This window comes from Microbacterium caowuchunii, from assembly GCF_008727755.1.
GTDB classification, from domain to species: domain Bacteria; phylum Actinomycetota; class Actinomycetes; order Actinomycetales; family Microbacteriaceae; genus Microbacterium; species Microbacterium caowuchunii.
The window spans coordinates 2,841,589-2,862,119 of record NZ_CP044231.1 but is presented as its reverse complement, the minus strand read 5'-3'; the positions used below and the strand labels follow the sequence as shown (position 1 = coordinate 2,862,119).

Below are 20,531 nucleotides of genomic sequence, written 5' to 3'. Positions count from 1 at the left end.
TGGGCGCATGGTCAACTATCGCCATCTCGGCAACAGCGGGTTCAAGGTTTCGGAGATCACGTTCGGCAACTGGGTGACGCACGCGTCCCAGGTCGAGAACGACGCGGCGATCGCCACGGTCCACCGGGCGCTCGACCTCGGCATCACGAGCTTCGACACGGCCGACACCTATGCGAACACCGCCGCGGAGGTGGTCCTGGGCGAGGCGCTGAAGGGACAGCGGCGCGAGTCCCTCGAGATCTTCACGAAGGTGTACTGGCCGATCGGTCCGATGGGCCCGAACGATCAGGGGCTCAGTCGCAAGCACATCCTCGAGGGCATCAACGGATCGCTCCGCCGGCTCGGCGTCGACTACGTCGACCTGTACCAGGCGCACCGCTACGACTACGAGACCCCGCTCGAGGAGACGATGCAGGCGTTCGCCGACGTCGTCCGGCAGGGCAAGGCCCTCTACATCGGCGTCTCGGAGTGGACCGCGGAGCAGTTGCGCGAGGGGCACCGGCTCGCCACCGGACTCGGCGTGCAGCTGGTCTCCAACCAGCCCCAGTACTCCGCGCTGTGGCGCGTCATCGAGGACAAGGTCATCCCGACCTCGGCAGAACTCGGGATCTCGCAGATCGTCTGGTCGCCGATGGCGCAGGGCGTGCTCAGCGGCAAGTACCTGCCCGGGCGGCCCGTCCCTGCCGGCTCGCGCGCGACCGACGAGAAGAGCGGTGCGGCGTTCATCAAGCGGTTTCTGAAAGACGAGGTGCTCGAGGCGGTGCAGCGGTTGAAGCCCGTGGCTGACGAGGCCGGTCTGACCCTGCCGCAGCTCGCGATCGCCTGGGTGCTGCAGAACCCGAACGTGTCCGCCGCGCTCGTCGGCGCATCCCGCCCCGAGCAGCTGGACGACACCGTCAAGGCATCCGGCGTGCGCCTGGATGCGGACGCCATGGCGGCGATCGACGCGGCGCTCTCCGGCGTCGCGGAGACCGACCCGGCGAAGACCTACGAGGTCTCGCCCAAGGGTCGCCCCGGCGAATGATCCACAGCGCCGGCCTCCTGCTCTACCGGCTCGACCGCGACGAGGTCGAGGTGCTGATCGCGCACATGGGCGGTCCGTACTGGTCGGGCAAGGAGGCCGGCGCCTGGTCGATCCCGAAGGGGGAGTACGACCCGGACGCCGAGGCGGCACAGGATGCCGCGGTACGCGAGTTCCGCGAAGAGCTCGGGATCGACCCGCCCCCACCGCCGTATGCGGAGATCGGCACGTTCCCGTACTCCTCGGGCAAACGCGTGACGGTGTTCGTCGCGGACGGCTCTGGGGTGTCGCTGGACGATCCGGTGTTCGGCGAGTTCGAGATGGAATGGCCGCCGCGCTCCGGGAAGACGCAGACCTTCGCCGAGGTCGACCGTGTCGAATGGGTGCCGCTCGAGGACGCCCGGGACCGGATGGTGAAGGGACAGCGGCCCGCCCTCGACGCGCTGCGGACGGCGATCGCCGCGCTCTGAGCGTGATCCGGACCAGAGTGTGTATACGCAAGGTGCGCGTGATCCGGTAGAGGTGCCTCCCGCGCGGCGATTGTGTATACACTGAAGGCGATGTCTCTCGACGGTGCGACCCACGGACGTGCAGGCGAGCGCGCCTACGCGACGCTGTTGCACGAGATCCAGACCGGCGACCTGGCGCCGGGAACCGTGCTGGGCGAGGTCGAGCAGGCCGCGAGGCTGGGCGTCAGCCGGACCCCGCTGCGTGAGGCGCTGGGGCGCCTCGCCGCGGACGGGCTGGTCACGCAGGTCTCCCCGCGGGTCACGGTCGTCGCGGATCTCCACGCCGCCGGCATCCGCGAGCTCTTCGAGGTGCGCCGCGCTCTGGAGGAGACGGCGGCGCGGCTGGCAGCCCAGCGCGGGGACCGGGCGGTCTTCGCGGACCTGGTCCAGGAGTTCGCCGAGGTCCGGCCGGACCGGGACGCGGACGCCTATTACGCCCTCATCGGCCGCTTCGACCGGGAGCTCGACACGGCGGTGGGTAACGACTACCTGACCGCCGCCCTCCGGACGGTGCGCACGCACCTCGTCCGAGTGCGCCGTCTCGCGCGGGACAACCCGGAACGGCTGTCCGCCTCCGCTGCCGAACATCGCCAGATCGCCGCAGCGATCGCGGCCGGCGACGGGGAGCTCGCCGCACACGCCACGCATGTGCATCTGCACAACGCGCTCATCAGCATCCTGGCGTCCCTCGCGGACGCCGACACCCCCCACCGAGGAGCAGCATGACCGTCACCCACCATCTCCGCGTCCACACGAGCGACGAGAACCTCGCCCGGGAGGGGCAGCTCGCCTGGCACATCGCCGAGGTCGCGGCGGACCCGGTGCCGGTGGACCCGGACGTCGCCGAGATGATCATCAACCGGGTCATCGACAACGCCGCCGTGGCGGCCGCATCCCTCACCCGGCGCCCGGTCAGCGCCGCACGGCAGCAGGCACTGGACCATGCCGTCTCGGTCGGCGGCACCGGCGCGACCGTCTTCGGCTGCGCGCTGGAGCGCCGCACGAGCCCGGAGTGGGCCGCCTGGGCCAACGGTGTGGCCGTGCGCGAACTGGACTACCACGACACCTTCCTGGCGGCCGAATACTCGCACCCCGGCGACAACATCCCGCCGATCCTGGCGGTCGCGCAGCACGTCGGATCCGACGGTGCGGCGCTGCTCCGGGGCATCGCCACCGGTTACGAGATCCAGATGGACCTCGTGCGCGCGATCTGCCTGCACAAACACAAGATCGACCACGTCGCCCATCTCGGCCCCTCCGCCGCCGCGGGGATCGGCACGCTGCTCGGTCTGCCGGTCGAGACCATCTACCAGGCCGTCGGTCAGGCACTGCACACGACCACCGCGACGCGGCAGTCGCGCAAGGGCGAGATCTCGACCTGGAAGGCGCACGCCCCCGCCTTCGCCGGGAAGATGGCGGTCGAGGCGGTCGACCGTGCCATGCGCGGCGAGACGTCCCCCTCGCCGATCTACGAGGGCGAGGACGGGGTCGTGGCCTGGATGCTGGACGGCAAGGACGCCTCCTACGAGGTGCCGCTGCCCGCCCCGGGCGAGCCCAAGCGGGCGATCCTGGACTCCTACACGAAGGAGCACTCCGCCGAGTACCAGGCGCAGGCCTGGATCGATCTCGCCCGCAAGCTCGGGATGGAGAACGAGGCGCTGCGCGACCCCGCGAACATCGCCTCCATCGTGCTGCACACGAGCCACCACACCCACTACGTCATCGGCTCGGGCGCGAACGACCCGCAGAAGTACGACCCCACCGCCTCCCGGGAGACGCTGGACCACTCGATCCCGTACATCTTCACCGTCGCCCTGCAGGACGGTGCGTGGCACCACGTCGACTCCTACGCCCCGGAGCGGGCGTCCCGCCCCGATACCGTCGCCCTGTGGCAGAAGGTGACCACGGCGGAGGATGCGGAGTGGACCCGCCGCTACCACTCGGAGGACCCGGACGAAAAGGCCTTCGGCGGCCGCGTGGAGATCACGCTGACCGACGGCTCCACGGTGGTCGACGAGATCGCCGTGGCCGACGCGCACCCGCTCGGTGCCCGCCCCTTCGCCCGTCAGGACTACGTCCGGAAGTTCCGCATCCTGGCCGAGCCCGTGCTCGAGGAGGCCGAGATCGAACGGTTCCTCGACCTCGCCCAGCGTCTGCCCGAGCTCACGGTCGAGGAGGTCCGGCAGCTGTCCATCGTGGCCAAGCCCGGGGTCATCCTCTCCGCGCCCGCCCCGAAGGGGCTGTTCTGATGCTGTATTCCACCACTCCGGCCGCCGAGAAGCGGCGGCTCTTCCGGGAAAGGCTCGCCACCGGTGAGCTGCTCCGCTTCCCCGGGGCGTTCAACCCGCTCTCAGCCCGGCTCATCGAGCGCAAGGGCTTCGAGGGGGTCTACATCTCGGGCGCCGTGCTGAGCGCTGACCTGGGCCTGCCCGACATCGGTCTCACGACCCTCAGCGAGGTCGCCGGTCGCGGCCAGCAGATCGCCCGGATGACGGAGCTGCCCGCGATCATCGACGCCGACACCGGGTTCGGCGAGCCGATGAACGTCGCCCGCACGATCCAGACCCTCGAGGACGCGGGTCTTGCCGGCGCCCACATCGAGGACCAGGTGAACCCCAAGCGGTGCGGGCACCTCGACGGGAAGGCCGTGGTGGACGAGGCGACCGCGCTCAAGCGCATCCGTGCCGCCGCCGACGCCCGGCGGGACCCCCACTTCCTCATCATGGCCCGCACCGACATCCGCGCGGTCGACGGCCTCGACGCGGCGATCGACCGCGCCAAGGCGCTGGTCGACGCGGGAGCCGACGCGATCTTCCCCGAGGCGATGCGGACGCTGGACGAGTTCGACGCGGTCCGCCGTGCCGTGGACGTGCCGATCCTCGCGAACATGACCGAGTTCGGCAAGAGCGACCTGTTCAGCGTCGATCAGCTGAAGAATGTCGGCGTGAACATCGTCATCTGGCCGGTGTCGCTCCTGCGGATCGCCATGGGCGCCGCCGACCGAGCGCTCGACACGCTGCTCGATGAGGGGCACCTCACGGGCAGGCTCGGCGAGATGCAGCACCGCGCGGACCTTTACGACCTCATCGACTACGAGCAGTACAACCGCTTCGACCAGGACGTCTTCGACTTCCGGATCGAACGTTGACCGCATCCGCGTCCCCCACGAAGGAGTGAGCATGACCGAGACGAACGACATCAAGAAGGGCCTCGCCGGCGTCGTGGCCGACGTCACCGCGGTGTCCAAGGTCAATCCGGAGACCAACTCCCTGTTGTACCGCGGCTACCCGGTGCAGGAGCTCGCGACGACGCAGCCCTTCGAGGCGGTGGCCCACCTGCTGTGGCACGGCGAGCTGCCGACGGATGCGGAACTCGCCGAGCTCCGCCGCACCGAACGGGAACACCGCGCGCTGACGCCGGCCGTGCAGGCGGCGATCGAACTCGTGCCGCTCGACGCGCACCCGATGGACGAGGTGCGCACGGCGGTGAGCCTCCTGGGCGCCGTGGACCTGGCCGGCAGCGGCTCCGTCCTCGACGCGAGCGGCAGCCCCGAGGCGAACCTCGAGCGCAGCATCCGGCTCTTCGCCGCGCTGCCCGCGATCGTCGCGTACGGCCAGCGTCGTCGTCGCGGCCAGGCGCCCGTCGCCCCGCGCGACGATCTCGACTACGCGGCGAACTTCCTCTGGATGACGTTCGGGGAGGAATCCGACCCGGTCGTCATCGACGCGTTCAACCGTTCGCTCGTGCTCTACGCGGAGCACTCGTTCAACGCCTCGACCTTCACCGCCCGGGTCATCGCCAGCACGCTCAGCGACCTCTATTCGGCGGTCGTCGGTGCGATCGGGGCTCTGAAGGGGCCGCTGCACGGCGGCGCGAACGAGGCGGTGCTGCACATCTTCGACGAGATCGGGCAGGCATCGAACGTGTCGGACTGGCTGGAGGAGGCGCTCGCGTCCAAGCGGAAGATCATGGGCTTCGGGCACCGCGTCTACAAGCGCGGCGACTCCCGCGTGCCCACGATGAAGGCCGCCCTCGACGAGCTCGTCGAGCACTACGACCGTCCCGACGTGGGGGCACTGTACGCGGAGCTCGAGTCCGAGTTCGTCGCCCGCAAGGGCATCTACCCGAACCTGGACTATCCCTCCGGTCCCGCCTACAACCTGATGGGCTTCGACACCGCGACCTTCACGCCGCTGTTCGTCGCCGCGCGGGTGACCGGCTGGACCGCGCACATCATGGAGCAGCTGGCGGCGAACGCGCTGATCCGCCCACTCTCCGAGTACGTCGGACCGGACGAGCGGCACATCGAGGGCTACGTGCCGGATGCGGCGGAGGTCGAAGCCGCCGAGCGGCCGGAGGAGCGGGGATGACCGCGCTGCGCACGGCCGTCATCGTCGACGCCGTGCGGACGCCGTCCGGTCGGGGCAAGGCGGGCGGCGCACTCAGCTCGGTGCACCCGGTCGACCTCGCGGCCGGGGTGCTGGAAGCGATCCTCGAGCGCAACGGACTGACATCGGCGCAGATCGACGACGTCCTGCTCGGCTGCGTCACCCAGGTCGGGGAGCAGGCGATGAACGTCGCCCGTCAGGCCGTGCTGGCTGCGGGATTCGACGAGTCCGTGCCGGCGGCGACGATCGATCGGCAGTGCGGGTCGAGTCAGCAGGCGGCGCACTCGGCTGCGCAGGCGGTCATGGCCGGTGCGGCCGACGTGGTGATCGCCGGCGGCGTCGAATCGATGAGCCGCGTGCCGCTGGGCACGTCGCGCTCCGTCGGCGGCTCGTCGACCTCGCCACGGCTGCGCGCCCGTTACCCGGAGGGGCTGATCAACCAGGGGGTGTCCGCGGAGCTCATCGCCCAGCGCTGGGGACTCGGCCGGGACGAGCTCGATGCGTTCGCCGCGCTGTCCCATGAGCGGGCGGCGGCGGCCGCATCCGCCGGGCTCTTCGACTCGCAGCTCCTGCCGGTACGGACGGATGCCGGTGAGGTGACGGTCGACGAGACCGTCCGCGCGGGCACGACGGCGGAGAGGCTCGGCACCCTGCCCGTCGCCTTCCGTACGGACGAGATGGCGGCGCGGTTCCCGGAGCTCGAATGGCGGATCACGGCGGGCTCCTCGTCCCCGCTCACCGACGGCGCATCGGCCGTGCTCATCATGAGTGAGGAGAAGGCGGCCGAGCTCGGGGCGACCCCCCGCGCCCGCTTCCATTCCTTCGCCGTGGTCGGGGACGACCCGCTGCTCATGCTGACCGGTCCGATCCCCGCGACCCGCCGCATCCTGGAGCGCAGCGGCCTGTCCATCGACGACATCGATGCCTACGAGGTCAACGAGGCGTTCGCCTCCGTCCCGCTCGCCTGGGCGGCCGAGGTGGGCGCCGATCCGGCCAAGCTGAACCCGTGGGGCGGTGCGATCGCGCTCGGGCACGCGCTGGGGTCCTCCGGCACGCGGTTGCTCGGCACGCTCCTCGCGCACCTCGAGCACACCGGCGGCCGCTACGGGTTGCAGACCATGTGCGAAGGCGGCGGGATGGCGAACGCCACGCTGATCGAACGACTGTGAGGAAGCCATGACCTACGAGAACATCTCCGTCGAGCAGCGCGGCCGGGTGGGCTGGATCACCCTGGACCGTCCGCGCGCGCTGAATGCGCTCGATTCCGCCCTGGTCGACGAGCTCGCCCGTGCGGTCGCGGCGTTCGACGAGGACGAGGGCGTCGGATGCATCGTGCTGACCGGGAGCGAGCGCGCCTTCGCGGCGGGCGCCGACATCACCGAGATGAGCGAGAAATCCGCGCGGGACATGCTCATGGCCAACCCGTTCGCGGGGATGGAGTCCGTCGCCCGTGCCCGCACCCCGATCGTGGCCGCGGTCGCGGGGTACGCGCTCGGGGGCGGATGCGAACTGGCGATGACCTGCGACATCATCCTCGCCGCGGACACCGCGACCTTCGGGCAGCCGGAGATCAATCTCGGGGTCATCCCCGGGCTCGGCGGGACCCAGCGGCTGACCCGGGCCATCGGGCCCTACAAGGCGGCCGAGCTCATCCTCACCGGTCGCATGATGGACGCCGCCGAGGCGGAGCGCGCGGGACTCGTCTCCCGCGTCGTGCCGGCGGCGGACCTCCTGGACGAGGCCGCGGCGCTCGCCGAGACCATCGCGGGCAAGTCCCTGCCGGTCGTGTACGCCGCGAAGGAGGCCGTCCGTGCGGCGCAGGAGACCACCCTGGCGGAGGGGATGCGCTTCGAGAAGCAGACCTTCGCCGCGCTGTTCGCGCTCGACGACCAGAAGGAGGGCATGGCCGCCTTCCGCGCCAAGCGTGCACCGGAGTTCCGCCACAGGTGAGACCCCGTATCAGGCGCTCGCGTCGTTAGACTCGGAGCATTCCTAAGGAGTCGTCCATGAAGATCGTCGTGCTGGTCAAAGAAGTCCCCGATACCTACGGCGACCGCGTCCTGAACCTCGAGACGGGTCTGGCCGATCGCGCCGTCGGCGACCGGGTGCTCGATGAGATCGGGGAGCGGGCGCTCGAGGTCGCGCTGTCGTACGCCGATGCCCACCCGGGCACGGAGGTCGCGGTCGTGTCCATGGCGTCCGATGCGGCCGCCGCGACCGTGCGGAAGGGGCTGGCGATGGGCGCCGGCTCCGCGCTGCAGGTCGTGGACGAGGCGCTGGCCGGCGCGGACCTCGGATTGACCGCGGAGGTGCTGGCGGCCGCGGTGAAGCGGGTCGGGTTCGACCTCGTGATCGCCGGGAACCAGTCCACGGACGGCTCGGGGGGCGTCATGGCGGCGATGGTCGCGGAGCTGCTCGGCGTACCGCACGCGACGGCCCTGTCGACGGTGGAGATCGGTGACGACACCGTGACCGGCACGCGCACCTCGGACGGTGCGAACATGCAGGTGTCCGCGCCGCTTCCGGCGGTGATCTCGATCACCGAGGCGCTTCCGGACGCACGGTTCCCGAACTTCAAGGGCATCATGGCGGCGAAGAAGAAGCCGTTCGAGACGGTGACCGTCGCGGACCTCGGGGTCGACGCCGACCCGGGCGCGCGGCCGTGGTCGATCATGACCGCGATCGCCGCCAAGCCCGCCCGTGCGGCGGGCACGAAGATCGTCGATGAGGGCGACGCCGGCGCGCAGCTGGCGGAGTTCCTCATCCAGAACCGGCTGGTGTGAGGGTGGATGCGATGACGGATTTCGCTGCGGATTCGATCCTGGTGTTGCTGGATGTGACCCCGTCCGGGGCGCTCGCATCGTCCAGCGCCGGGCTGCTCGGGGCGGCGGCGTCGATCGGCACGCCGGTCGCGCTCATCGTCGGTGACGAGAAGCTCGCGGCGGAGGCCGGGGCGCTCGGCGCCGCATCCGTCCTCGTCGCGTCCGCCGACGCCGCCAGCCTGGGCGTCCCGGTCGTGGACGCGCTCCAGGCCGCGGTCGCACGGGTCCAGCCGGATGCCGTGCTCGTGTCGCACTCCGTCGAGGGGCGCGACGTGGCCGGCCGGTTCGCGGCGCGCACGCGGTCGGCCCTCGCGGTCGACGCGGTGGGCGTCGCGCGGGACGACGAGGGCGTTCTCGCGCAGCACTCCGTCTACGGCGGGGCGTACACCGTGACCTCCGCACCGACGTACGGGACGTTCGTGGTCACGGTGCGTCAGGGCGCCGTCGACGCACGTGCGGAGGCCGTGTCGGACCCGTCCGTCTCCACGCTCGAGGTGACGGCGTCCGGGGCGCCGGCCGCATCCGTCCTCTCGGTGGACGAGGTCGTCCAGACCTCCACCCGACCGGAGCTGCGTGGAGCGGCGAAGGTCGTCTCGGGCGGCCGCGGACTCGGCTCGGGCGAGAAGTTCGCCCTCGTCGAGCAGCTCGCCGATGCGCTGGGCGCCGCGATCGGTGCCTCGCGCGCAGCGGTGGACGCGGGCTACGTCCCGTCCTCGTACCAGGTCGGCCAGACCGGTGTCTCGGTCTCGCCGCAGCTGTACGTCGCGCTCGGGATCTCCGGCGCCATCCAGCACAAGGCCGGGATGCAGACGGCGAAGACGATCGTCGCGATCAACAAGGACGCCGACGCGCCGATCTTCGACATCGCGGACTTCGGGGTCGTGGGCGACCTGTTCACGGTCGTACCGCAGCTCATCGAGGCGCTCGCCGCGAAGAAGGCGTGACCGTGGCGACCTCCGTCCGCCGCGGGCTGCCGCGTCGTCCCGGCGGCGAGCCCTGGCCGCCCGCCGCCACGGTGACGCCCCTCGCCGAGCCCTCCCCTCCGGCCCCCGCCCCGGCCCCGGCCCCCGCCTCCGCTCCGGCTCCCGTCCCAGCTCCGGCTCCCGTCCCAGCTTCCGTCGACTCGCCACAAATCGCGGGTGCTGGGGCGCCGGATGCTGCTTTTGTGGCGAGTGGACCGGGGGAGTACCCGGCGAGGGAGCAGGAGCAGGAGCAGGAGCAGGAGCAGGAGCAGGAGCAGGAGCAGCGCGTGCGCGTGCGGCGGGGTCTGCCGCGTACGCCGTCCGGAGAACCCTGGCCGCCCGCATCCGTGGTGTCCGCGCTCGCCGCTGCGTCGAGCGCGGGCGGCGACGCTGCATCCGTCGGCACCGGCACCGCGACCGCGCCGGCCGGCACCGCGCCGACCGGAGCCACCGCGGCTGCGCCGACCGGAGCCACCGCGGCTGCGGCGTCCGCTGGTTCCGGGTCCGCGGTGACGGATGCCGATTCATCTGTCGCTTCCGAGCCCCTCGAGGTGGTGAACGCGACCGGTGAGCGCGGGGATGCGGGCGGCACCGCGCCCGCCGCCGCCCTGCGCCGGGGTCTGCCCCGCACCGAGGGCGGTGAACCGTGGCCCCCGGCCGACACGGTGCCCGCACCACCCGCGGCTTCCGCGGCGTCGGTGCCGCAGGGGGCCGCAGCGCCCACCACGGCCGCCGCGCCCGCCGACCCGACCGCCGCTCCCGCGCCCGCTCCCGCGCCCGGCGCCGCGACGACGGCTCCCGCGCCCACCACGGCCACCACGGCCGCCGCCGCCGAGCCCGCGTCCACCGCCGCCCCCGCGGGGACCACCGTCGTGCCCGCCGCGCGCACCGCGGAGCCGTTGCCGTTCGAGCGCACCGTGTTCCCCGGACGGTACGCGTTCGCGCGGCCGACGCCGCGGCCCGAACCGGCCCGCTACGGCCCCTTCACGCGCGGACAGTGGGCCGGCGCCGTGCTCGTCGCCGGGGTGGGGCTCCTCTTCGCCGCCGGGATGCTGGTGCTCGCGGTCCGCTGGCTGCTCTCGCTCGAGCCGCTGCAGGACTTCCTCACGACGTACCCCGGCGAGTACCACCTCCCCGAGAGCGCCCCGGTCGGCATCCCCGCGTGGATCGGCTGGCAGCACTTCTTCAACGCCTTCCTCATCCTGCTGATCATCCGGTCCGGGCTGCAGGTGCGCCGGGAGAAGCGTCCCGGCGCGTTCTGGACGCCGAAGTGGAACAGGAAGCGAAAGATCAGCCTCGCGCTGTGGTTCCACCAGTCCCTGGACATCCTCTGGCTGCTCAACGGCGTGGTCTTCGTCGTCCTGCTGTTCCTGACCGGCCAGTGGATGCGGATCATCCCCACCAGCTGGGAGGTGTTCCCGAACGCCCTCTCCGCCACGCTGCAGTACGCATCGCTGGACTGGCCCACCGAGAACGGGTGGGTGAACTACAACAGCATCCAGCAGCTGGCCTACTTCGCGACGGTGTTCATCGCCGCTCCGCTGGCGACCGTCACGGGCGTCCGGATGTCGGGGATCTGGCCGAAGAACGCCACCACCCTCAGCCGGATCTACCCGATCGAGTGGGCGCGCGCCGTCCACTTCCCGGTGATGATCTACTTCGTCCTGTTCATCGTCGTGCACGTCACCCTCGTGTTCGCGACGGGGGCGCTGCGCAACCTCAATCACATGTACGCCGCGCAGGGCTCGGTGGATCCGGACGCCTATGCCGCGAACTGGACCGGTTTCTGGATCTTCGTCGCCTCCGCCGTCGTCATGATCGGGGCATGGGTCGCCGCCCGGCCGCTCGTGCTCGCCCCCATCGCCCGCCTGTTCGGGTCGGTCAGCAGTCGGTAGCCGTGTGCGTGAAGGGATCCGGGGACGTCTCCCCGCCGATGCGGGCCGGATCATGAGCACCGTCCCGTCCGCGGGCGTCCGCGTCATCCGGACGATCGAGCAGGTGCGCGCGTTCGTCCGCGCGGCGCGTGCCGCCGGACGCACGGTGGGGCTCGTCCCCACGATGGGCGCGCTGCACGAAGGGCATCAGAGCCTGATCCGGGCATCCGCCCGCGAGTGCGACGACGTGGTGGTGTGGACCTTCGTCAACCCGACGCAGTTCGACGACCCCGCCGACCTCCGTGCCTACCCGCGGGACGAGGCGCAGGACCTCGCGCTCGCGGCGGAGGCCGGCGCGACCGTGGTGTTCGCCCCGGATGCCGCCGAGGTCTACCCGCCGGGATTCGCCACCACCATCCACGTCGCGGGGATCACCGAGCGGTGGGAGGGCGAGAGCCGGGGAACCGCGCACTTCGACGGCGTCGCCCTCGTCGTCTGCAAGATGCTGCTGATGGTGAATCCGGACGTCGCCTGGTTCGGGCAGAAGGACGCCCAGCAGGTCGCCGTGGTGCGCCGGCTCGTGACCGACCTGGACATCCCCACCGGTATCCGTACGGTGCCGACCGTCCGGGATGCGGATGGGCTGGCCCTCTCCAGCCGGAACGCGCGGCTCACGCCCGCCGCCCGCGACGCCGCTTTGGGGATGAGCCGGAGCCTGCGGGCCGTGATCGAGCACGTCGAGGGCGGGACGACGTCGGCCGCGCTGCTCGCTCGGAGCGGCCGGGCGATCGCGGAGGCCGCCGGTGTCGCGGTCGAGTACTGGGCGATCGTCGATCCGGCGACGTTCGAGCCCGTCGAAGAGGTCGGTGCCCGGCCGGCGCTGGCGATCGTGGCCGGTCACGTGGGGGGCGTGCGCCTCATCGACAACATGCCGCTCCCGCCCGCGGTCTGAGGTGCCGGGTCAGAAGAGGACGGACAGTCCGCCGTCGACGAGGATCGTCTGCCCGGTGATGAACGAGGCCTGATCGGACGCCAGGAAGGCGACGAGCCGGGCCACCTCCTCCGGGCGGCCCCAGCGGCCGAGGGCGGTCCGGGTGCGCACGACCTCCGCCATCCGGGCATCCCGCATCAGCTCGGCGTTCGACTCCGTCGCGATCGTCCCCGGCGCGACGGAGTTCACCCGGTAGCCGGCGGGGCCGAGCTCCGCCGCGAGGGAGCGCGTCATGCCGTCCAGCCCCGCCTTCGCGGCGGCGTAGGCGACATCCCCCGCACGACCGCGCAGCGCCGCCACGGACGAGACGTTCACGATGTTGCTCCCGTCGCGGGAGCCGCCGGGATCGTGCTCGTGCGCGGCGAGGAAGCCGCGGATCACGTCGTAGACGCCGACGAGACCGGCACGCAGGTGCGCATCGAAGCTCGCGGTGTCCATCTCACCGACACCCCGCCGGTCCCGTACGCCGACGCTGTTGACGAGGATGTGCGGCACGTCGCCCGCGCGGCCCGCCCGCTCGAACGCCGCGGCGACGGCCGCGGGGTCCGCGACGTCGGCGATGAACGGATCGGCACGCCGGCCCCGGGCGCGGAGTTCCGCGACGACGGGTTCCAGCGCCTCGGCATCCCGGCCGCCCAGGAGGACATGCGCGCCGCGATCGGCGAGTACCTGTGCGATCGCCCGGCCGATCCCGGTGCGCGCGCCGGTGATGAGCGCGGTCCGGCCGGCGAACTCCGCAGAGCCGTCCCACGCCGGAGGGGCGGTCACGCCTCGCCGTCCAGGGCGCGCTCGAGCTCGTCCGCCGCCATCGTGCTGCTGTGCGCGGGGGTGGGGAAGGTGCCGGTCCGCACGGCGTCCGCGTACTCGTCGAGCGCCGCGACCGCATCGTCGGCGAAGTCCCGCAGGCGGAGCGCGTGCCGCGGGACGAAGTCGGCGTACAGGCCGAGCAGGTCGTGCCAGACCTGCACCTGGCCGCTGCAGTCGGGGCCGGCGCCGATCCCGATCGTGGGGATGTCGAGCCGTTGGGTGATGGCCGCGGCGAGCGGGGCCGGCACCAGTTCGAGCACGACCGCCCACGCGCCCGCCGCCTGGACCGCCAGTGCGTCCTGCAGGACCCGGCGGGCCTGATCGGCCCGGCGCCCTTGTGTGCGCAGCCCGATCGCGTGCACGGACTGCGGGGTGAAACCCACGTGGCCCATGACCGGGATGCCGGCATCCACGAGACGACGGATGGTGGGTGCGACCGTGGCGCCGCCCTCCAGCTTGACCGACTGGCAGCCGCCCTCCGCCATCGCGCGCGTGGCGGCACGCACCGCGTCGTCCTCGATCGTGTAGCTCCCGAACGGCAGGTCGGTCACGACGAGCGGGCGGCTCGCCCCCCGCATGACCATCCGGGTGTGGTAGATCATGTCGTCGAGCGTCACCGGCAGGGTGCTGTCGTGTCCCTGCACCACCATGCCGAGGGAGTCGCCGACCAGGAGGAGCGGGACGCCGCTGCGTGCCACGATCTGCGCGCTGGTGACGTCGTAGGCCGTGACCATCGCGAATTTCTCGCCGGCCGCGTGCATGCGGGCGATCGCGTCGATCGTGAACCGCGTCTCAGCCATGAACGCCTCCGTTCCTGCCCGGATGATCAGCGGACGGGGCCGGGGGATCCCCGGCGCCGCGTCCGCCGCGGATGATCAGCGGACGAAGCGGACCTCGGTGAGGGTCTCCCCGAGGAACGGCTCCGTGTGGCTCGACCCGTCGAGGTGGAACCCGTTGCGCTGGTAGAACCGGTGCGCCCGCGGGTTGTCCTCCGCGACCCAGAGGTAGGCCGGCTCGTCCGGCTCGATGGCGGCGTTGAACAGCCGCTGCCCGATGCCGGTGCCATGGTAGGCGTCCAGGAGGTAGATGAAGTAGAGCTCGCGCGGCCGCGGGGCGTCCCGGTCGCGTGCAGGCCCGGAGCCGACGAAGCCGACGATCTCGCCGTCCACCAGCGCGGCGCTCATCCGGAATTCGGGGCCCTGGACGGCCCAGTGCGTCCACAGCTCGGCGAGTCTCCTCGGTGAGACCCGCTCGAGTGCGGCCTTGCTGATCAGGTGGTCGTAGGTCTCGTGCCAGCACGTCGCGTGGACACGACCGAGGGCTTCGGCGTCCACGTCCCGAACGGGGCGGACGATGACGTCGGTGGTCATATCGGCTTCCATGGCGAGACTCTACGCTCGGCGCATCCCCACCGGAAATCGGGGGTCCGAGGGCGTCATCCGGCCAGGCCGCGTGGTAAAAGGGCCGGTGACGGGCATCTGTGGGAATCGCACAACGGACTGTGATCCGTGCGCGCGGATCAATACGATCCCAGCTCGTGAACGTTCTCTGGCGCACCATCCTGCAGTTGTGGCTGTCCCGTCGCCGACTCCGGCGCGAGGGCACCGTCGCGCCCCTCTCGGTCGGCCGCATCCGCCTGACCACCCTCCCCACCGACCTGGACGTCATGGGGCACATGAACAACGGGCGCTACCTGTCCCTTTTCGACCTCGGCCGCTTCGACCTGCTGATGAGGACGGGTATGTGGGACCTGCTGCGGGCCCGCGGGTGGTATCCGGTGGTGGCGAACTCGACCATCAGCTATCGCAAGTCACTGAACCTCTGGCAGCGCTTCGATCTGGAGTCCCGCGTCATCGCCGCGGACGACCGTGCGGTCTACCTCGAGCACCGGGCGGTGGTGGGCGGGGAGATCTACGCCCGGATGGTGGTGCGGGCACGATTCGTGAAGCGCTCCGGCGGAGTGCTCGCCATCGCCGAACTGCTCCAGGCGATCGGCCAGGACCCGGCCGAGGTCCCCGCACCCGAGGAGTGGATGACCCGCTGGGCGGACGATGTCGCGCTCCCGTCCACCAAGGCTCCCGCCCCCAGCGTCTGGGAGTAGCACCGGCGGTATCGGCGCCCCGGAAAACGCCGTCATTCCGGTCCGCGAGCCTCGCGCGGACGTAGGCTGAGCGCATGTCCCACAGCTTCGAAGACGGCTTCGTCGCGCCACGAGCGCAGACCGCCGAAACCTTCGCCGACGATGCCGTCGCGCTCGCCCGTAGCTGGGTGTCCGAGGCGGCCGCCGCCGACGTCGATCCGGCGGCTCAGCGACTCGCCGGCGTCCTGCGGGACCCGCAGGGCCTGCCGTTCACGCTCGGGTTCGTCGATGGCGTGATGCGCCCGGAGAGCCTGACCGCGGCGGCGGCCAACCTGAGCCGGATCGCTCCCCTCGTACCGGACTTCCTGCCCTGGTACCTGCGCTCCGCGGTGCGCCTGGGCGGTGCGGTCGCCCCCGCCATCCCGGCTCCGGTCGTGCCCATCGCGCGGCGCGTGATGCGCGACATGGTCGGCCACCTCATCGCCGACGCGCGACCGGAGAAGCTCGGTCCGGCGATCGAGAAGCTGCGCGAGGACGGCGCCCGGCTCAACCTCAACCTGCTCGGCGAGGCGGTGCTCGGCGAGGACGAGGCGAAGCGCCGGCTCGACGGCATCCACGACCTGATCCGTCGCCCGGATGTCGACTACGTCTCGGTCAAGGTCTCGGCCATCGCCAGCCACATCTCGATGTGGGCGTTCGACGAGGTCGTCGAGCACGTGGTCGACCGTCTGCTGCCCCTCTATCTCAGTGCCCGGCGCGACGGCACCTTCGTCAACCTCGACATGGAGGAGTACCGCGACCTCGATCTGACGATCGCGGTCTTCACCCGGATCCTGGAGGACGAGCGCCTCACGGATCTCGAGGCGGGCATCGTGCTCCAGGCGTACCTGCCGGACGCGCTCCCGGCACTCCAGGAGCTGACCGCCTGGGCCCGTCAGCGGGTGGCCGACGGCGGAGCGCCGATCAAGGTCCGGCTCGTCAAGGGCGCCAACCTCGCGATGGAGCGGGTGGACGCGGTCATGCACGGATGGCCGCAGGCCCCCTACACCGCCAAGCTGGACACCGACGCGAACTACCTCCGCTGCCTGGACTGGGCGTTCGATCCCGAGCGTGCGGCGGCCGTCCGGATCGGCGTCGCCGGGCACAACCTCTTCGACATCGCCTACGCGTGGCTGCTCGCCGGCGAGCGCGACGTCCGTGACCGCCTGGAGTTCGAGATGCTCCTCGGGATGGCGCAGGGTCAGGTTCAGGCGGTGGCCCGCACCGTCGGCCACGTGCTCCTCTATGTGCCGGTCGTTCGTCCGGACGAGTTCGACGTCGCCATCAGCTACCTCGTGCGCCGCCTCGAGGAGAACGCCTCGGACGAGAACTTCCTGTCCGCCGCGTTCGACCTGGACGAGCGCGACGACCTGTGGATCCGGGAACGGGATCGCTTCATCGCCTCGCTGGAGCGCTCGGCGGACCCGGCCCTCCAGATCGGACCGCGCCGGGTGCAGGACCGTGCGCGCACGGCGCCGGCCCCGACATCCGCCGCCGGGGACCCGGCGATCACGCGCGACCCGGCGGTGACCCAGGAGATCGAGGCGGGTCTGACGCAGGCCGTGCTCGGCATCGCCGCGGACCAGGCCGAGCCCGACGTCCGTTCCGTGCTGTTCGGCGGTGCCGAGTTCGTGGACACGGCCGTCTTCTCGCCGCGGGAGAACGGGACCAGAGCGGCGGGTGCCCCCGGATTCCGGAACACCCCGGACTCGGATCCCGCGCTCCCCTCCGGGCGGGAGTGGGCGCGCGGCATCCTGGCGCGGATCGAGAGCTCGGCCGCGGGCGACGCCGCGATCGCGGCGGCCCTGGTCACCGGCCCCGAGGCGCTGGAGGGCATCATCGCCCGCGTCCGTGCCGGGGCGGCGACCTGGGGCGCCCTGCCCGCTGCGGATCGCGCCGTCGTGCTCCAGGCGGCCGGGCGGATGCTGGAGTCCCGCCGCGCCGAGCTCATCGAGGTCGCCGCATCCGAGACCGGGAAGGTGTTCGCCGAGGCGGACGTCGAGGTCAGCGAGGCGGTGGACTTCGCCCAGTACTACGCAGCCACCGCGCGGGAGCTCGACCGGGTCTCCGGTGCCGTCTTCGAGCCGTCCCGGCTGACGGTCGTCACCCCGCCATGGAATTTCCCGCTGGCGATCCCGGCGGGAGGGGTGCTCGCCGCCCTCGCCGCCGGCTCCGGCGTCGTCTTCAAGCCCGCCCCCCAGGCGCGGCGCTGCGCGGCGGTCATCGCCGAGGCGCTGTGGGATGCGGGCGTACCGCGCGACGTGCTGGCGCTCGTCGACATCGAGGAGGGGGAGCTCGGCGAACGCCTCATCGCGCACCCGGCTGTGGACCGGGTGATCCTCACCGGGTCCTGGGAGACCGCGCGCCTGTTCCGGTCCTGGCGGGCGGACCTGCCGATCCTGGCCGAGACGAGCGGCAAGAACGCCATGATCATCACCCCGTCCGCGGACCTCGACCTCGCCGCATCCGACCTCGTCAAGAGCGCGTTCGGGCACGCCGGCCAGAAGTGCTCGGCCGCCTCGCTGGCGATCCTCGTGGGGCCGGTCGGGCATTCCGCCCGGTTCGCGCGCCAGCTCGTGGACGCCACCCGGTCCCTCCGCGTCGGCCCGCCGAGCGACCCGCTCGCCGAGGTGGGGCCGGTGATCGAGCCGCCCCAGGGCAAGCTGGCCTGGGCGCTGAGCACGCTCGAGGACGGCGAGAAGTGGCTCATCCGACCCGCGGAGGTGGAGGGCCCGCCGGAGTTCGCGGGGCGGCTGTGGAGCCCCGGCATCCGGACCGGTGTGCAGCCGGGGTCCCGGTTCCACCGCGAGGAGTTCTTCGGGCCGGTGCTCGGCATCATGCACGCCTCGTCGCTCGCGGAGGCGATCGCCCTGCAGAACGCCGTCGACTTCGGCCTCACGGCCGGCCTGTACACGCAGAACCCGGACGATCTGGCGCTGTGGCTCGACCGGATCGAAGCCGGGAACCTGTACGTGAACCGGGGCATCACCGGCGCCATCGTGCAGCGGCAGCCCTTCGGCGGCTGGAAGCGGTCGTCCGTGGGAGCGGGGACGAAGGCCGGCGGACCGAACTACCTCATCGGCCTCGGGAGCTGGCGCCCCACCTCCTCCGGCGCCGCCTCCAGCACGCTGCACCTGCGCGGGCTCGATTCGCGCATCACCACGATCATCGAGGCCGCGCAGCCCTCGCTCGACTACGAGCGCTTCGAGTGGCTCCGGCGTGCGGCGCTCTCGGATGCCGTGGAGTGGAACCGCGAATTCGGCCAGATCAAGGACGTGTCCAAGCTCGGCATCGAGCGGAACCTCTTCCGGTACCGCCCGGTCGACGTGTGGGTGCGTGCCACGGCCGGTGCGCAGGTCCAGGAGGTGCTCCGCGTCGCGCTCGCCGGCATCCGGGCCGGATCCGCCTTCACGCTGAGCGTGGCGGAGGGGCTGCCCGGTCCGGTGCGCCGTGCGCTGACCGAAGCGGATGTCACGGTGCACGTCGAGTCCGACGCGGAGTGGATCGCGCACGCCGCGCGCGCGGGAATGGGGAGCGGGTCCGTTCCGAACGGGGAGGATGCCCCGTCCCGTGCGCCGCGGGCACGCCTGATCGGGCCGCGCGAGGACGTGTCGGTGCTGCACCGGTCGCTCGCCGAGGCGGTCGAGGGTGATCCGGACCTCGCGGTGTACCCGGGTGCGGTCACGACCGCGGGGCGCCTCGAGCTGCTGCCGTTCCTGCACGAGCAGGCCATCACGATCACCGCGCACCGGTTCGGCAACCCCGACGCGTGGAGCGAGTCCATCATCTGAGCCGACGGCAGGCTCGCCGCGTGACCGAGACGCGGAGGATCCGCCGAGACGAGGACGATCCGTCGCCGGAAGCCCTCGTCTCGGCCGATCGGCCTCGGCTCGCGCGGGGAGCGGCGTCGGACGAGCGGACCGCCGCACCGGGATGCGACGCTGTACAGTGACCGCGGGGAGGCGGGATGGCACCGACGTTGCACGACGTGGCGCAGTTGGCGGGCGTCTCCATCAAGACCGTGTCGAACGTCATCAACGACTATTCGCACGTGCGTCCGGCGACCCGGGAGAAGGTGCAGCGAGCGATCGCCGAGCTCGGGTACACCCCGAACCTCACCGCGCGGAACCTGCGCAGCGGCCGCACCGGGGCCATCGCGCTCGCGGTGCCGGACCTCGGCGTGAGCTACTTCGCCGAGCTCGCCGCGGCCGTGATCGCCGAGGCGGAACGGCGGGGCGTCGTCGTCCTGGTGGAGCAGACCGGGGGAGACCGCGACCGGGAACTGGAGCTGCTGCGCAGCTCTCGGCGCGTGCTCACCGACGGGCTCATCTTCAGCCCGCTGGGCATGACGCAGGCGGATGCGGACCGCCTCGCGGTCGGATACCCCCTGGTGATCCTCGGGGAGCGCATCTTCGACGGCCCCGCCGACCACGTGACGATGCGCAACGTCGAGGCGGCGCGGGCGGCGACCGAGTTCCTGATCGCCTCCGGCCGACGCCGGATCGCCGTGGTCGGCGCCCGGCCGGACGACACGACCGGCTCCGCGGGACTGCGGCTGCGGGGCTATCGGGAAGCGCTGGATGCGGCCGGCATCGCGCGGGACGACGCCCTCGTGGTGCCCGCCTCCATGTGGCAGCGCGCCGGCGGTGCCCACGCGCTGCACGCCCTCGTCGACCACGGCGTGGATGTCGACGCGGTCTTCGGGCTCAACGACACGCTCGCCCTCGGTGCCCTGCGGGCGCTGCACGAGCGGGGCCGGCGCGTGCCCGAGGACGTGGCTGTGATGGGGTTCGACGACCTCGACGAGGCGCGGTACTCCTTCCCGTCCCTCACCACGGTCGACCCGGGGCAGGCGTGGATCGCCCGCACCGCCGTCGATCGTCTCCTTTGGAGGGCGGCAGGGGATCCGCAGGTCTCCGGCCCCGTCCGCCTCGTCGCGGACCACCGGATCGTCGTGCGGGAGTCCGCGCCGGAATGAGCCGCACCGGTCCGCGGGTTGACAGCCGGCGGCACCGCCCGCATCCTGGATGGAGATTTC

18 protein-coding genes are annotated in these 20,531 nt (G+C 71.9%); 15 read left to right on the top strand and 3 right to left on the bottom strand.

The features are described 5' to 3' along the window. The first annotated feature begins 7 nt into the window (after positions 1 to 7). From F6J84_RS13565 to panC, 12 genes are all read left to right on the top strand, one after another. Positions 8 to 1,024, top strand: a complete 1,017-nt coding sequence (locus F6J84_RS13565) for an aldo/keto reductase family protein (protein WP_150974328.1) — start codon at positions 8 to 10, stop codon at positions 1,022 to 1,024. Then, positions 1,021 to 1,491 (top strand): NUDIX hydrolase, encoded by a 471-nt coding sequence (locus tag F6J84_RS13560; RefSeq protein ID WP_150974327.1) that lies wholly within the window; start codon positions 1,021 to 1,023, stop codon positions 1,489 to 1,491. The genes F6J84_RS13565 and F6J84_RS13560 overlap by 4 nt, the downstream gene beginning before the upstream one ends. Positions 1,492 to 1,581: 90 nt before the next feature. Beyond that, on the top strand, positions 1,582 to 2,256 hold the full coding sequence (locus F6J84_RS13555; RefSeq protein ID WP_150974326.1) for a GntR family transcriptional regulator: 675 nt from the start codon (positions 1,582 to 1,584) through the stop codon (positions 2,254 to 2,256). Further along, positions 2,253 to 3,779, top strand: a complete 1,527-nt coding sequence (locus F6J84_RS13550; protein ID WP_150974325.1) for an MmgE/PrpD family protein — start codon at positions 2,253 to 2,255, stop codon at positions 3,777 to 3,779. Before F6J84_RS13555 ends, F6J84_RS13550 begins: the two co-directional genes overlap by 4 nt. Further along, entirely contained in the window at positions 3,779 to 4,678 is a 900-nt protein-coding gene (gene prpB / locus F6J84_RS13545) for a methylisocitrate lyase (protein ID WP_150974324.1), read from the top strand. The genes F6J84_RS13550 and prpB overlap by 1 nt, the downstream gene beginning before the upstream one ends. Before the next feature lie 31 nt (positions 4,679 to 4,709). Then, positions 4,710 to 5,900: a bifunctional 2-methylcitrate synthase/citrate synthase gene (locus tag F6J84_RS13540; protein WP_150974323.1), complete on the top strand. Its 1,191-nt coding sequence runs from the start codon at positions 4,710 to 4,712 to the stop codon at positions 5,898 to 5,900. A gap of 5 nt (positions 5,901 to 5,905) precedes the next feature. Next, positions 5,906 to 7,087, top strand: coding sequence for a thiolase family protein (locus tag F6J84_RS13535; protein WP_150974837.1), 1,182 nt, complete (start codon positions 5,906 to 5,908; stop codon positions 7,085 to 7,087). Between the two features lie 7 nt (positions 7,088 to 7,094). Next, positions 7,095 to 7,868 carry an enoyl-CoA hydratase-related protein gene (locus F6J84_RS13530; protein ID WP_150893914.1) on the top strand — a complete coding sequence of 258 codons (774 nt, stop codon included), beginning with the start codon at positions 7,095 to 7,097 and terminating at the stop codon, positions 7,866 to 7,868. A gap of 56 nt (positions 7,869 to 7,924) precedes the next feature. Beyond that, on the top strand, positions 7,925 to 8,701 hold the full coding sequence (locus F6J84_RS13525; protein WP_150974322.1) for an electron transfer flavoprotein subunit beta/FixA family protein: 777 nt from the start codon (positions 7,925 to 7,927) through the stop codon (positions 8,699 to 8,701). An 11-nt stretch (positions 8,702 to 8,712) separates the two neighbouring features. After that, positions 8,713 to 9,684, top strand: a complete 972-nt coding sequence (locus F6J84_RS13520) for an electron transfer flavoprotein subunit alpha/FixB family protein (RefSeq protein WP_150974321.1) — start codon at positions 8,713 to 8,715, stop codon at positions 9,682 to 9,684. 221 nt (positions 9,685 to 9,905) lie between these two features. After that, entirely contained in the window at positions 9,906 to 11,597 is a 1,692-nt protein-coding gene (locus tag F6J84_RS13515) for a cytochrome b/b6 domain-containing protein (protein WP_238702511.1), read from the top strand. Between the two features lie 52 nt (positions 11,598 to 11,649). After that, positions 11,650 to 12,528: a pantoate--beta-alanine ligase gene (gene panC, locus F6J84_RS13510; RefSeq protein WP_150974319.1), complete on the top strand. Its 879-nt coding sequence runs from the start codon at positions 11,650 to 11,652 to the stop codon at positions 12,526 to 12,528. Between the two features lie 9 nt (positions 12,529 to 12,537). Here the strand turns inward: panC and F6J84_RS13505 are convergent, their stop codons facing one another. The 3 genes from F6J84_RS13505 to F6J84_RS13495 all read right to left on the bottom strand — a co-directional run bounded on the left by F6J84_RS13505 (position 12,538) and on the right by F6J84_RS13495 (position 14,756). After that, positions 12,538 to 13,335: an SDR family NAD(P)-dependent oxidoreductase gene (locus tag F6J84_RS13505; protein WP_150974318.1), complete on the bottom strand. Its 798-nt coding sequence runs from the start codon at positions 13,333 to 13,335 to the stop codon at positions 12,538 to 12,540. After that, on the bottom strand, positions 13,332 to 14,174 hold the full coding sequence (gene panB / locus F6J84_RS13500) for a 3-methyl-2-oxobutanoate hydroxymethyltransferase (protein WP_150974317.1): 843 nt from the start codon (positions 14,172 to 14,174) through the stop codon (positions 13,332 to 13,334). The genes F6J84_RS13505 and panB overlap by 4 nt, the downstream gene beginning before the upstream one ends. Positions 14,175 to 14,249: 75 nt before the next feature. After that, a complete protein-coding gene (locus tag F6J84_RS13495; protein WP_150893926.1) occupies positions 14,250 to 14,756 on the bottom strand; it encodes a GNAT family N-acetyltransferase in 507 nt (168 codons plus the stop codon). A 155-nt stretch (positions 14,757 to 14,911) separates the two neighbouring features. Here F6J84_RS13495 and F6J84_RS13490 point away from each other — a divergent pair, with 155 nt between their 5' ends. The 3 genes from F6J84_RS13490 (at position 14,912) to F6J84_RS13480 (ending at position 20,471) form a co-directional block, all read left to right on the top strand. Next, a complete protein-coding gene (locus F6J84_RS13490) occupies positions 14,912 to 15,475 on the top strand; it encodes a thioesterase family protein (RefSeq protein ID WP_150974316.1) in 564 nt (187 codons plus the stop codon). Positions 15,476 to 15,549: 74 nt separating this feature from the next. Further along, positions 15,550 to 19,284, top strand: coding sequence for a proline dehydrogenase family protein (locus F6J84_RS13485; RefSeq protein ID WP_150974315.1), 3,735 nt, complete (start codon positions 15,550 to 15,552; stop codon positions 19,282 to 19,284). A 176-nt stretch (positions 19,285 to 19,460) separates the two neighbouring features. Then, on the top strand, positions 19,461 to 20,471 hold the full coding sequence (locus F6J84_RS13480; protein ID WP_150974314.1) for a LacI family DNA-binding transcriptional regulator: 1,011 nt from the start codon (positions 19,461 to 19,463) through the stop codon (positions 20,469 to 20,471). The last annotated feature ends 60 nt before the right edge of the window (positions 20,472 to 20,531 follow it).